General features: G+C 71.6%; 14 protein-coding genes. 4 read left to right on the top strand and 10 right to left on the bottom strand.

Annotation, left to right across the window (positions count from 1 at the left end):
• Positions 1 to 4: 4 nt before the first annotated feature.
• Entirely contained in the window at positions 5 to 1,651 is a 1,647-nt protein-coding gene (gene lnt, locus DEI94_RS08350) for an apolipoprotein N-acyltransferase (protein ID WP_111025603.1), read from the top strand.
• A 57-nt stretch (positions 1,652 to 1,708) separates the two neighbouring features.
• Here lnt and DEI94_RS08345 read toward each other — a convergent pair whose 3' ends face one another.
• The 3 genes from DEI94_RS08345 to DEI94_RS08335 all read right to left on the bottom strand — a co-directional run bounded on the left by DEI94_RS08345 (position 1,709) and on the right by DEI94_RS08335 (position 3,866).
• Positions 1,709 to 2,074 carry an RNA polymerase-binding protein RbpA gene (locus tag DEI94_RS08345; protein WP_111009061.1) on the bottom strand — a complete coding sequence of 122 codons (366 nt, stop codon included), beginning with the start codon at positions 2,072 to 2,074 and terminating at the stop codon, positions 1,709 to 1,711.
• A 104-nt stretch (positions 2,075 to 2,178) separates the two neighbouring features.
• The gene (locus DEI94_RS08340; protein ID WP_111025602.1) at positions 2,179 to 3,387 is read right to left on the bottom strand and encodes an SPFH domain-containing protein; all 1,209 of its coding nucleotides are present in this window, start codon (positions 3,385 to 3,387) and stop codon (positions 2,179 to 2,181) included.
• A complete protein-coding gene (locus tag DEI94_RS08335) occupies positions 3,384 to 3,866 on the bottom strand; it encodes an NfeD family protein (protein WP_258377923.1) in 483 nt (160 codons plus the stop codon). Before DEI94_RS08335 ends, DEI94_RS08340 begins: the two co-directional genes overlap by 4 nt.
• A 184-nt stretch (positions 3,867 to 4,050) precedes the next feature.
• Here DEI94_RS08335 and DEI94_RS08330 point away from each other — a divergent pair, with 184 nt between their 5' ends.
• Together DEI94_RS08330 and DEI94_RS08325 are read left to right on the top strand one after the other, a co-directional pair.
• Positions 4,051 to 4,821 carry an SDR family oxidoreductase gene (locus DEI94_RS08330; RefSeq protein WP_111009058.1) on the top strand — a complete coding sequence of 257 codons (771 nt, stop codon included), beginning with the start codon at positions 4,051 to 4,053 and terminating at the stop codon, positions 4,819 to 4,821.
• A 12-nt stretch (positions 4,822 to 4,833) separates the two neighbouring features.
• Positions 4,834 to 5,283: an NUDIX hydrolase gene (locus tag DEI94_RS08325; RefSeq protein ID WP_111009057.1), complete on the top strand. Its 450-nt coding sequence runs from the start codon at positions 4,834 to 4,836 to the stop codon at positions 5,281 to 5,283.
• A 5-nt stretch (positions 5,284 to 5,288) separates the two neighbouring features.
• Here the strand turns inward: DEI94_RS08325 and DEI94_RS08320 are convergent, their stop codons facing one another.
• The 7 genes from DEI94_RS08320 to dhaK form a co-directional block, all read right to left on the bottom strand.
• Entirely contained in the window at positions 5,289 to 5,684 is a 396-nt protein-coding gene (locus DEI94_RS08320) for a VOC family protein (RefSeq protein ID WP_111009056.1), read from the bottom strand.
• Between the two features lie 65 nt (positions 5,685 to 5,749).
• Positions 5,750 to 6,295: a DinB family protein gene (locus DEI94_RS08315; protein ID WP_111009055.1), complete on the bottom strand. Its 546-nt coding sequence runs from the start codon at positions 6,293 to 6,295 to the stop codon at positions 5,750 to 5,752.
• 27 nt (positions 6,296 to 6,322) lie between these two features.
• Positions 6,323 to 7,699, bottom strand: coding sequence for an NtaA/DmoA family FMN-dependent monooxygenase (locus DEI94_RS08310; protein WP_111009054.1), 1,377 nt, complete (start codon positions 7,697 to 7,699; stop codon positions 6,323 to 6,325).
• A 276-nt stretch (positions 7,700 to 7,975) separates the two neighbouring features.
• Positions 7,976 to 8,290 (bottom strand): DUF4190 domain-containing protein, encoded by a 315-nt coding sequence (locus tag DEI94_RS08305; protein ID WP_111009053.1) that lies wholly within the window; start codon positions 8,288 to 8,290, stop codon positions 7,976 to 7,978.
• A 110-nt stretch (positions 8,291 to 8,400) separates the two neighbouring features.
• On the bottom strand, positions 8,401 to 9,108 hold the full coding sequence (gene dhaM, locus DEI94_RS08300) for a dihydroxyacetone kinase phosphoryl donor subunit DhaM (protein WP_111009052.1): 708 nt from the start codon (positions 9,106 to 9,108) through the stop codon (positions 8,401 to 8,403).
• Positions 9,105 to 9,743 carry a dihydroxyacetone kinase subunit DhaL gene (gene dhaL, locus DEI94_RS08295; protein WP_111013319.1) on the bottom strand — a complete coding sequence of 213 codons (639 nt, stop codon included), beginning with the start codon at positions 9,741 to 9,743 and terminating at the stop codon, positions 9,105 to 9,107. The genes dhaM and dhaL overlap by 4 nt, the downstream gene beginning before the upstream one ends.
• Before the next feature lie 23 nt (positions 9,744 to 9,766).
• A complete protein-coding gene (dhaK, locus tag DEI94_RS08290; RefSeq protein WP_111013320.1) occupies positions 9,767 to 10,768 on the bottom strand; it encodes a dihydroxyacetone kinase subunit DhaK in 1,002 nt (333 codons plus the stop codon).
• 306 nt (positions 10,769 to 11,074) lie between these two features.
• Between dhaK and DEI94_RS08285 the strand changes: the two genes are divergently transcribed.
• The gene (locus DEI94_RS08285; protein WP_111025600.1) at positions 11,075 to 11,800 is read left to right on the top strand and encodes an MIP/aquaporin family protein; all 726 of its coding nucleotides are present in this window, start codon (positions 11,075 to 11,077) and stop codon (positions 11,798 to 11,800) included.
• Positions 11,801 to 11,842 lie beyond the last annotated feature (42 nt).

Raw genomic sequence — 11,842 nt, 5'->3', positions numbered from 1 at the left:
TCCCATGACGACGACCGAGGACCGTCCGACGCGCCTGCCCGCCGTCGGCGCGGAGGCCGTGCAGTCGCCCCGTCCGACACCGCGGCGGCGCCGTCCCCGGCACCCCCTGCCGGTCTGGAGGCACGGCCCCGGTCACGACGCGGGCGCGGCCGGTGTCCTCCCGCGCTCCGTCGCGTACCCACTGGCAGCGCTCGGCGGACTCGTCCTCGACCTCGCGTTCCCCGGGGCGGGCGTCTGGGTGCTGGCGTTCCCCGCCGTCGCGATGATGCTCCTCGCGGTCCGAGGACAGCGGTTCTGGGTGGCGTTCGGGCTCGGCTACGTCTTCGGCGCCGCGTTCTTCCTGGTCGACGTGGACTGGGCGGCGAAGTACCTCGGCCCGGTGCCCTGGCTCGCGCTCGCGCTGTTCGAGGCGCTGTTCCCGGCGCTCGGGGGAGCGGCCATGGCGCTCGCGTACCGGTGGGTGCCGCGGGCGGTTCCGACCGTCCTCGGTCGAGTGCTCCTCACGCCTGCGGTCGTCGCGGCGCTCTGGACGGGCCGCGAGTGGCTCGGCGGGAACTACCCGTACAACGGGTTCTCCTGGGGTCGCGTCGCCCTGAGCCAGTCACAGAGTCCCTTCGCACCGCTCGTCGCTTGGCTCGGGGTGCTCGGACTGACGTTCGTGCTCGTGTTCATGGTGGCGGCACTCGTCGCCCTCGCGGTCGAGGTCGGTGTGCGGCCGTTCGTCCGGGCCGTGCTCGCGGTCGGCGTCGTGGTGGTCGTCCTCGCGGTGCCGGCGTGGCCCGCGACGACATCGGGCATGGTCCGCGTCGAGAGCGTCCAGGGCGACGGTCCGGCGGGGTACTTCGACGGCGCCCAGCCCGGCGAGGTCCTGTCGTCCCAGCTCGACGCGACGGACACGTCGGCCAAGGGAGTCGACATGGTGGTGTGGCCGGAGGCGTCGGCCGAGTTCGACCCTCGGCGCTCGCCCGGGGTGGCGGCGGCCCTCGACGCCCTGAGCACCGCCACGCACGCGCCGATCGTCGCCGGTGCGATCACCGAGAACGCCCGTGGCCAGTACCACAACACGTCCTTCGTCTGGCAGGCCGGCAAGGGCTGGCTGGGCTCCTACGACAAGGCCCATCCGGTGCCCTTCGGTGAGTACGTGCCCGACCGCTGGTTCTACAGCAAGCTCGCGCCGTCCCTGATCGGGCTGATCGGCCGTGACTACACGCCGGGGACGAAGCCGAACACCGTCAGCGTCGCGGGCGTGCGCGTCGGGCTCGCGATCTGCTTCGACATCGTCGACGACCGCCTGACCGACGAGATGACGGCCGCCCATGCGCAGCTCATCCTCGCCCAGACGAACAACGCCGACTTCGACGGCACCGACGAGAACCTGCAGCAGCTCGCGATCGCCCGGATGCGTGCGATCGAGACGGGGCGCTCGCTCGTGAACATCTCGACCGTCGGGGCGAGCGCGGTCGTCGATCCGTCCGGACGCACCATCGACTCGGTTCCGGCCTACACGGCCACGTCGATGGTGACCGACGTGCCGCTGGGGACGAGCACCACGCCGGCGACCGTCATCGGCACCGGTCTGACGACCGTCGTCGTCATCGGTGGCGTGCTCGTCCTGCTCGGCGCGGCGCCGTGGCGTCGGCGCCGCACATGACGGGAGGGCCGCCCTCGTGATGAGGACGGCCCTCCCGGTCCGCAGGCGCCGACGGTGTCAGGCGCCGATCTTCTGTTCGCCACGTCGGGCGCGCAGGTAGGTCAGGCGCTCCTGCAGGAGCTCTTCGAGCTCCTCGCGGGACCGCCGCTCGAGCAGCATGTCCCAGTGGGTGCGCGGCGCTTTCGTGTCGTGTTCCTCGATCGGGACGGGAGCGCCGTCATCACCGAGGAGACGACCCTCCTGCCCGCTCCTGGGGGACTGCCACGTGTCGGGGATCTCCGCCTCGGCGGCGAAGACGACCTCGAACGTCGTGCCCTTGTCGGTCTGGTAGACGGCTCGCCTGCGCTCGGAGAACTCGACGCCCTCTTCGCTCTGGAGACTCTGGCTCCCGAGTCGCATGCCCCGGAGACTGCGATCAGCCATGGTTCGCTCCTTCCGCATCGCTTCCGTGTATGGGAACCGCGCTACCCGCCCGGGTGTTTCCGATGTTCGCCTTTCACAGAGGCTTCCCAGTCCCCGCGCGCCCGTCAGTCGTGCTGCCGCGAGCTCCCGTCGCTCGCGCCGAGGTGCTCGTCGACACTCCGATCCGACTCCGCCAGTCGGGCGTCGAGCGCCGCGTCCGCTGCGTCGAGCGCCGCTCCGGGCGTCGACGAGGAGGGCGTCGTGTCGGCGAGACTCGCCGCGGCGAGGGCCGAGATGCGGTCCATGAGGGCAGGAGGGGCCGACCCGCCGGCCTCGGTTCCGCCTGCGGGGCGGACCGGAGCGCTCCCGGAGTCCTGGTTGCGGGCGTCCTGGCCGGCGTCGCCGCTGCCCGCGCTCCCGACGTCCGGTCGGCCGCCGCCTCCGAGCGAACCCGCCCCGAAGCCGCGCGCGATGCCCTGCAGTGCCTCGGTGAACTCGCTCGGGATCATCCAGAGCTTGTTGGCGCTGCCCTCGGCGAGCTTCGGGAGGGTCTGCAGGTACTGGTACGACAGCAGCTTGTCGTCCGGGTCGCCCGCGTGGATGGCGCCGAACACCGTCGCGATCGCCTGGGCCTCGCCCTCGGCCTCGAGCACACGGGCCTTCGCTTCGCCCTCGGCACGGAGGATGGCGGACTGCCGCTGGCCCTCGGCCTCGAGGATCTGGGACTGCTTCGTCCCCTCGGCCTGCAGGATGGCGGCACGACGGCTCCGTTCGGCACGCATCTGCTGCTCCATGGAGTCCTGGATCGACGCGGGCGGATCGATCGCCTTGAGCTCGACCCGACCGACGCGGATGCCCCACTTGCCCGTGGCTTCGTCGAGGACGATGCGGAGCTGACCGTTGATGTTGTCACGGCTGGTGAGCGCCTGCTCGAGGTTGAGGCCGCCGACGACGTTGCGGAGGGTCGTGGTCGTCAGCTGCTCGACCGCGCCGAGGTAGTTCGCGATCTCGTACGTCGCGGCCCGGGCGTCGGTCACCTGGAAGTACACGACCGTGTCGATCGACACGACGAGGTTGTCCTCGGTGATGACGGGCTGCGGCGGGAACGAGACCACCTGCTCGCGCATGTCGAGCAGCGGGCGGAGTCGGTCGATGAAGGGCACGAGCAGGTTGAGACCCGGTGTGAGCGTCTTGTGGTAGCGGCCGAGCCGTTCCACGACGCCGGCCCGCGCCTGGGGGATGATCCGGATCGCCCTGCTGAGCACGACGATCACGAAGATGACCACCACCACGATGAGCGCGATGAGCAGGATCGTCCCGGTGGAGACGGTCATGGTGTTGTCCTTTCGGTGAGGCGGACGACCGCCGTGGAGCCCTCGACGCCGGTCACGACGACCGGCGTGCCGAGGGGCGGGCGAACCGGGACCGCGGCGCCGGTGTCGGCGGCGATGCGCGCGCTCCAGGTCTCGCCGTTCGCCAGACGGACCTGGCCGGGGGCGGAGGCCGTGAACGCGACGACGACCTCGCCCGGCATCCCGGTGAGTGCGTCGACGTTCGTGCGGTGCGGATCGGCACCCCGACCCAGCGCGTGGATGACGCGCGGCCGGACGAGGGCGATGAGCAGGAGGGACAGCGCCGCCGCGATGAGCACGGCGGCCCACCACGGGAGTCCGAGCAGCGAGGCGACGAGGCCGCCGGCCGACCCTGCTGCGAGCATCACGAACACGAAGTCGAGCGTGAAGACCTCGACCACGAGGAACACGAGGACGAGGGCGATCCACACGACCACCCAGGTCCACATGACACCGTCCACGCGATCTGCCCTCCCTCGGGTCGCGTTCCGACGGCGCGTGCGTCGCACCGTCCGATCCAGGTGCCGCTCACGCTAGCAGCGCGGGGTGACAGCGGGACGGGAGGCCCGCGTTGCTAGGCTCGGACCCGGTCACGCGCGGTCCAACCGACGGCGGCGCGGGCCCGTATCCGAGGAGACACCACACGTGAGCAACCCCCTGGCCGCCGGTCGACTCGCCGGTACCCGCGCCCTCGTCACCGGGTCGTCCCGGGGGATCGGGGCGGACACCCTCGGTTACCTGGCGGAAGCGGGCGCCCGTGTGGTCGTGAACTACCGGAACAAGGCCAAGCGCGCCGACCAGATCGCGGAGCGCATCACCGCCGCGGGCGGCGAGGCCATCGCCATCGGCGCCGACCTCACGGACCACGACTCCGTGCAGGCGATGTTCGACACGATCGCCGAGCGCTTCGGCGGGCTCGACCTGCTCGTGCTCAACGCCTCCGGCGGCATGGAGGCCGGCATGGGCGACGACTACGCGCTGCGCCTCAACCGCGACGCCCAGGTCGACGTCCTCACGACGGCCGTGCCGCTCATGCCGGCGGGGTCGCGCGTCGTGTTCGTCACGAGCCACCAGGCGCACTTCGTCGAGACCGCCGAGACCCTGCCCGAGTACGTGCCGGTCGCCAAGAGCAAGCGGGCCGGGGAGCTCGCGCTCCGTGACCTCATCCCGCAGCTCGACGCCGCCGGGATCGAGTTCGTGGTCGTCTCCGGCGACATGATCGAGGGCACGATCACGGCGACCCTGCTCGAGCGCATCAACCCGGGTGCGATCAGCGGGCGTCGCGAGTCCGTCGGCAAGCTCTACAACGTCGCCGAGTTCGCGGCCGAGGTCGCCCTCGCCGCGGTCGAGCCCATCCCGGCCGATCACACGAAGCTCGTCGGCGACGTGTCCGAGTTCGTCGGCTCGGCTTCCTAGCGGACCGCGGTCGTGACCGCGCTGCCGGGCCTGCGCCGCACCTCCCGGATCCTGCTGCTCGACGCCGACTGCCGCGTGTTCCTCATGGACACGCGCGCCCCGTCGAGCGACGGGTTCCACCGCTGGATCACCCCGGGCGGCGGTGTCGACCCGGGGGAGTCGTACCGCGACGCCGCGATCCGGGAACTCCGCGAGGAGACCGGCATCGTCATCGAGGACCCGGGGGAGTCCGTCTGGTCGTGGGACTTCGCGGTGGACTTCGACGAGGCCGACCACGACCGCGGCCACTCGGAGTTCTACATCGTGAGGACCACCGGGTTCACCCTGTCGAACGCGGAGTGGACCGACGAGGAGCGCGTCGACATCCTCGACGCGCGCTGGTGGACGGCCGACGAGCTGGCGGCGACGACGGAGCCGTTCGAACCGCCGGAGCTGCCCGCACTCGTGCGCCGCTTCGCCTGACGCGGTCAGTCGCGCGGGGAGAGCACGCAGAACTCGTTGCCCTCGGGGTCGCGCAGGACGACCCAGGAGACGTCGTCGTCCTGACCGACGTCCGCGCGGGTCGCGCCGCGGTCGAGCAACGCCTGCACGTCGGTGGCCTGGTCGTCCTCCGGTCCTGGCGCGAGGTCGATGTGGAGTCGGTTCTTCACCGTCTTGCCTTCGGGGACCGGGACGAACACGAGGCCCGGACCCCGCTCGTGCAGGGGCACGAGACGAGAGGGATCGAGTGCGTGGGGCGGCACGATCACCGCCTCGTCGTCGGCCTCGTACACGAGTCGCCAGTCGAGCGTGTCCGCCCACCACCGCGCTTGCGCGTGCAGGTCCTGACAGTCCACGACGACGCTGTACCACCGAACGGTCATGCCCTGAGTCTGCCGAGCACGGCGGGCGACGGCAAGCGCTGGCGGCGGCTCTCCGCCCGCGCCCGTCACTCGCCGACGAGTCCGTCCACGGCCTCCCGGATCAGGTCGGCGTGCCCGTTGTGCCGGGCGTACTCCTCGATCATGTGGCAGAGCACCCAGCGGAGGCTCGGCCGTCGCCCGTCCGGCCACGCCACGGCCGACGCCCGGTCGAGTCCGCCGTCCGCGAGCGCGGTCGCGACGGCGCCGCGAGCGCGCTCCACCGCCTCGGTCCACAGCGACCGGAGGGCGTCGGGGTCGTCGTCCGCGGCGGTCCGCCACTCCCAGTCCGGGTCGACGTCCCAGTCGACGGCGTCCCAGGGAGCGCGGTCGGGGTGCCCGAGCACGACGTGGTCGAACCAGTCGTCCTCGACGAGCGCGAGGTGTTTCAGCATCCCCCCGAGCGTCATGGTCGAGACGCCGACGCTCGTCGTGAGACCCGCGGCGTCGAGGCCCGACGTCTTCCACGCGAAGGTCGCGCGCTGGTACTCGAGGAACCCGACGAGTGTCGCGGCCTCGTCGGCCGCGACCGGCGGCTCGGGGCGTCCCACCGCATCGACCACGACGTCGTCCATGGCGCGATGGTAGCGCGGTCCCCGGCGTCAGGACACCGTCGTCACGGCACCCGCGTTCCGGCGCAGCTCGGCGGGGAGGCGCCGGTGTCCGGGCCCGAAGAACCGCTCGCGCAGGGTGTCGCCGACGTACTCGTCCCGGGCGAGACCGCGGGCACGGAGCACCGGCAGCAGGTACTCGATGAGGTCCTCGTACGTGCCCGGTGTCATGTGGGGCTGGATGAGGAACCCGTCCGCATCCGTCGTCCGCACGAACTCCTCGACCTGGTTCGCCACGCTCGCGCCGGTTCCGACGAAGACGCTGCCGTTGATGCCCGTCACCCGGAAGTCCTCGATGATCTCGCGCACGGTGGGGCCGGGGCGACCGTCACGGCCGAGGTACCGCTGCAGGTTCGACAGCCCGAGCTCGGTCCGCTGCTGCGCCAGAGGCTGGTCCGGGTCGAGCGCCAGGAGGTCGACACCGGTGTTCCCGGCGAAGATCGCCGCGGCCCCCTCGGGGGTCGACATCGCGAGCATCTCCCGGTGCGTCCGCTGCGCCGCCTCCTCGGTCGGTCCGACGAGGAACAGCGCGCCGACCAGGACCTTGACGGCGCTGGGGGAGCGGCCGGCCTCGACCGCGGCCTGCCGGATCGCGGCGATGTTCCGTGCGACCCGCTCCGGTGCCCCGCCGGCAACGAACACGGCTTCGGCGTGCTCACCGGCGAACCGCATCCCGCGCCCCGATGTCCCCGCCTGGACGAGGAGCGGCGTTCGCTGCGGCGACGGCGGCAGGTTGAGGATGCCGCGCGAGCGGAAGTACGGCCCGTCGTGCGTGATCATCCGGACCCCGGCCGGGTCCGCGTACGTGTTCGTCGCCTTGTCCCGGACCAGCGCGTCGTCGGCCCACGAGTCCTCCCACAGCGCCAGGTCGAGCGCCAGGTAGTCGTCCGCCATGTCGTAGCGCTCGTCGTGCGGCACGAGGGCCTTGCCCATCAGGTCCGCCGCGGTCGCGCCCGAGGACCCGGTGACGATGTTCCAGCCGATCCGGCCCTTGGTGAAGTGGTCGAGCGTGGCGAACCGGCGGGCGTTCGCCGCGGGTGGTTCGACCGTGGTGGAGGCCGTGAGGATGAACCCGAGTCGCTCGGTCGCCGCGGCAAGCGCGGTCACGAGCGGCATCGGATCGCCGCCCGGGATCCCACGACCCTCCTTGACCGAGGCCGGGATGAGTTCGCCGTCGAGCGCCGGGAACCCGTAGCTGTCGGCGAGGAACAGGAGGTCGAGCCGTGCCTCCTCGAACATCCGTGCCAGACGGATCCAGTGGTCGAGGTCGGTGAAGTCGGCCGAGCGGTCGTCGGGGTGCTGCCACGCCGACCCGACGGTGCCGTTCGGGCTGAGGCTCTGGAAGATGCCGAGGATGAGCGGGTCCATGTCCCATTGATGCCATGGATCGTGTTTCGCCCGGGTGAACTCTGCCGACCGGACACGCGTGGACGCTGCCGACCGGACACGCGTGGACGCTGCCGACCGGACACCCGTGGATGCTGCCGACCGGACACCCGGTCTGCCGACTCTGACGGGCGCCGATAATGCATATTATGTCAGGTAAGCGCCAGTGCTGGGCCGGCTTGGAACGCGGACTGCCCTGCTCGGAACGGCGGATGGCCCCGGCGTTCTGCCGAGGCCATCCGTCGATCCGCAGGAGTGTCACATGTGCTGCGAGATGATCGACGCCGCGACGATGATGTTCACGATCGCCGCGACGATGGCGATGGCGCCCAGGATGACGCCAGCCAGTGCCATGCCGCGCCCGCGCCCAGCGGCAGCGCCGCGTCGACGCGCCACGAGGCCGAGCACGAGCGCCAGGACGCCGCAGATGATCCCGATGATGGGGACGAGGAGCGCGAACACGACACCGATGACCCCGAGCACGAGGGCGGCGATCGTGAGACCGTTCGAGCGCGACGGAGCGGTGACGGGACCGCCGGGCTCAGTCGGTGCGGGCGGGTAGTTCTCGGACATGCGGGGTCCCTCTCGAACGGGACGCGCCCAGGGGCCGTCGGAGTGCGGCGTCGCGCGTCACCGCGGACGCTAGTCGCCGGACCCAGCCGTTGTCCGATTTTCGCTCACGGTTACTCGGCGTCCCGCTCACCGAACCCGGAGGCCGTGAGCGCGACGAGCGCCTCGACCGCGTCCCGCGCGTCCTCCCCCGTCGCGTCGATGGCGACGGTCGCGCCCTGGGGCAGTGCGAGCGCCATGATCGCCAGCAGGCTCTTGGCGTCCACGCCGTTCACGGTGACCGAAGCGTCGTACTTGGCGGCGGTCTTGACGAACTCGGCCGCGGGTCGGGCGTGGAGTCCCGAGGCGTTCACGAGCTCGACCGTCGCCGAGACGACGCCCGTGGTCGGTCCGGCCGGGGTGTCACCGTCCGGTAGGGACTCCGGCCCGTCCGGTGTGTCCGCTCCCCCGGCGGACTCCGAGGCCGCGACCACCGCGTGGGTGTCGCCTCCGGTCTGCGCCGCGACCGCGGCTGCGACGGTCCCCTCGACCAGCGGCGCGTGCGAGACGTGCACCCGACCACGGTCGTCGTCCGTCAAGAAGTCGAGTGCGGTGTCGGTCGTCAGGTAGGCCGAACCGAGGTCACACAGGACGACGACGCCGTCGGTGTCGCCGAGCGCGGCGATGCCGTCGGTGACGGCCTCGAAGCTCGTCCCGATGCCGCCGTCGTCGGTGCCGCCCGCGGTCGCGAACCGGACGTCCGGGGCCATCTGTGCCGCGAGCTCGACGACGCCCTCGGCGATCTTGGCGCTGTGCGAGACGACGAGGATCCCGACGCTCACGCCGGGCCGCCCGATGCGTCCACCGCTGCCCGGAGGAGCAGCGCGGTCGACTGCGCGCCCGGATCGCGGTGCCCCACGGCGCGCTCCCCCAGGTAGCTCGCCCGGCCCTTGCGCGCGACGAGCGGCTCGGTCGCCGCCGCGCCCTCGGCCGCTGCGTCGGCCGCCGCCACGAGCACGGCCTCCGGGGTCGCTCCCCCGGCCGCCGCGGCGGTGCCGGCATCGACGGCCGGCGTCCACGCGTCGATCATGGTCTTGTCGCCGGGCTCGGCCTTGCCGCGGGCGACGATGCCGTCCCGCGCGGCGGTCAGCAGGGCGACCACGGCGTCGGCGTCGAGCGTCTCACGATCCCCCAGCGCCTGCGACGCGCGCAGGAACGCGGTGCCGAAGAGCGGTCCCGACGCGCCGCCGACCGTGCTGATGAGCCGCGTGGCGACGAGCTTGAGGACCGCGCCGGGGGTCGCCAGGTCGCCGTCATCGAGGGACTCGACGACGGCGTGGAACCCACGGTCGAGGTTCTCCCCGTGGTCGCCGTCCCCGATCTCGCGGTCGAGGGCGATGAGGTCGGTGCGGTTGTCCCGGATGACGTCGGCGGTCCTGCGGATCCACTGCGTCGCCCAGTCGGTGTCGAGCGGCATGTCGTTCCTCTCTGTCGGGGCGGTCAGCGGCCCCAGCGGAGCGCCGGGGTCTCGACCGGGGCGTCCCAGAGTGCGGTGGAGTCGTCGTCGAGCACCGTGACGGTGATCGAGAACCCCTGCATCTCGAGGGACGTGACGTGGTTCCCGACCAAGCTACGCGACAGCTCGAGTCCCTGGTCCGACAGGATCTCGGCGGCGCGGCGGAACACGATGTACAGCTCGGACAGCGGCGTGCCGCCCATCCCGTTGACGAACAGGAGCACGCGGGAACCGCGCGGTGCGTCGAGGTCCGCGAGCACCGGTTCGATCACCTGCTCGACGAGGACGTCGGCCGGGGCCATCGGGATGCGCTCGCGCCCGGGTTCGCCGTGGATGCCGATGCCGAGCTCGACCTCGTCGTCCCCGAGGGTGAACGACGGCTCCCCCGCGTGCGGCACCGTGCACGGCGCGAGCGCCAACCCCATGGACCGTGTCGACGCGATCGCGCGTCGGGCGACGTCCGCGACCGCGTCGAGGTCGTCACCGCGTTGCGCCGCCGCTCCGGCGAGCTTCTCCACGACGACGGTGCCGGCGACCCCGCGGCGCCCTGCCGTGTAGAGGGAGTCCTGCACGGCGACGTCGTCGTCGACGAGCACCGACACGACGCGGATCCCCTCGGCCTCGGCGAGTTCGGCGGCCGTCTCGAAGTTGAGGACGTCGCCCGTGTAGTTCTTGACGATGTGGAGCACACCCGCTCCCCCGTCCACCGCCTTCGTCGCGTCGACGATCGGGTCGGGCGTCGGCGACGTGAAGACCGGTCCCGGCACCGCGGCGTCGAGCATGCCGTACCCGATGAACCCGGCATGCAGCGGCTCGTGGCCACTCCCCCCACCGCTGACGATGGCGACCTTGCCGGCGACCGGCGCGTCGGCGCGGCGGAGGTGGACGGGGTCCTCCTGGAGGACGACGGCCCCGGCGTGGGCGAGCGCGAACCCGCGGACCGTCTCCGTGACGACCTCGCGCGGATCGTTGACGAGCTTCTTCATGCGGTGCCTCCCGTGGTCGGCCCGAGACGACGAGGGTGGTCACGGTCGTCGTCGTCCGGTGCTGGACGTCAATGTAGCGCGAGGGCTCCGCAGGACTGCCTGCACGAACGTGCAGGATCGTCGGACCCTCGTGCGGTCGTCGAGCAGGAGCGGCCCACTCCTCCCCCTGCACGTTCGTGCAACCCGTCCGCACGGCCGCGGATCGGCCATCCTCGGAGCCCTCGCCCGCCGCTATGCTCGGCGAGAATCACTCAACGGGGAGTGGCGGGTCGCCCGCACCTCCTCCTCATGACAAGGAGGTCGCCGATGGACGGCATCGGGATCAAGTTCCTCTCCGAGGTGGTGGGCACGGCGGTGCTGGTCCTCCTCGGCACCGGCGTCGTGGCGAACGTCGCCCTGACGAAGACCAAGGGGTTCGCGGCCGGTACCCTGATGGTCACGATCGGTTGGGGCTTCGCCGTGTTCGCCGGCGTCACGGTGTCGTACAAGTCGGGTGCGCACCTCAACCCGGCGGTGAGTCTGGCGCAGTTCATCCTCGGCAACATCTCGTTCGGCACGATGCTGCTGTACTGGCTCGCGCAGATGATCGGTGCGGTCATCGGAGCGGTGCTGTGCTGGCTCGCATACCGGCAGCACTTCGACCAGGAACCGGACCCGGCAGCCAAGCTCGGCGTGTTCTCCACCGGTCCTGCCATCCGCAACTACGCCTGGAACCTCGTGACCGAGATCATCGGCACGTTCGTCCTCGTCTTCGTCATCATCGCCTTCACGAACGGCAAGACCCCCGCGGAGCTGGGCGCCATCCCCGTGGCCTTCCTCGTCATCGCGATCGGTGTGAGCCTGGGCGGACCGACCGGGTACGCGATCAACCCGGCGCGTGACCTCGGTCCACGCATCGCACACGCCTTCCTGCCGATCCGCGGCAAGGGATCGAATGACTGGGCCTACGCCTGGGTCCCTGTCGTCGGCCCGCTCGTCGGCGGCGCGCTCGCGGCGGTCCTGTCCGTGGCACTGCTCCCGATCGTCAGCTGACGCGGGACCACGGGCCTCCACGACCACGGGCTTCCACGACCA

The organism is Curtobacterium sp. MCBD17_040, from assembly GCF_003234805.2.
Lineage (GTDB): Bacteria > Actinomycetota > Actinomycetes > Actinomycetales > Microbacteriaceae > Curtobacterium.
The sequence above is the reverse complement of the archived record's forward strand: the minus strand, read 5'-3'. Positions and strand labels throughout refer to the sequence as shown.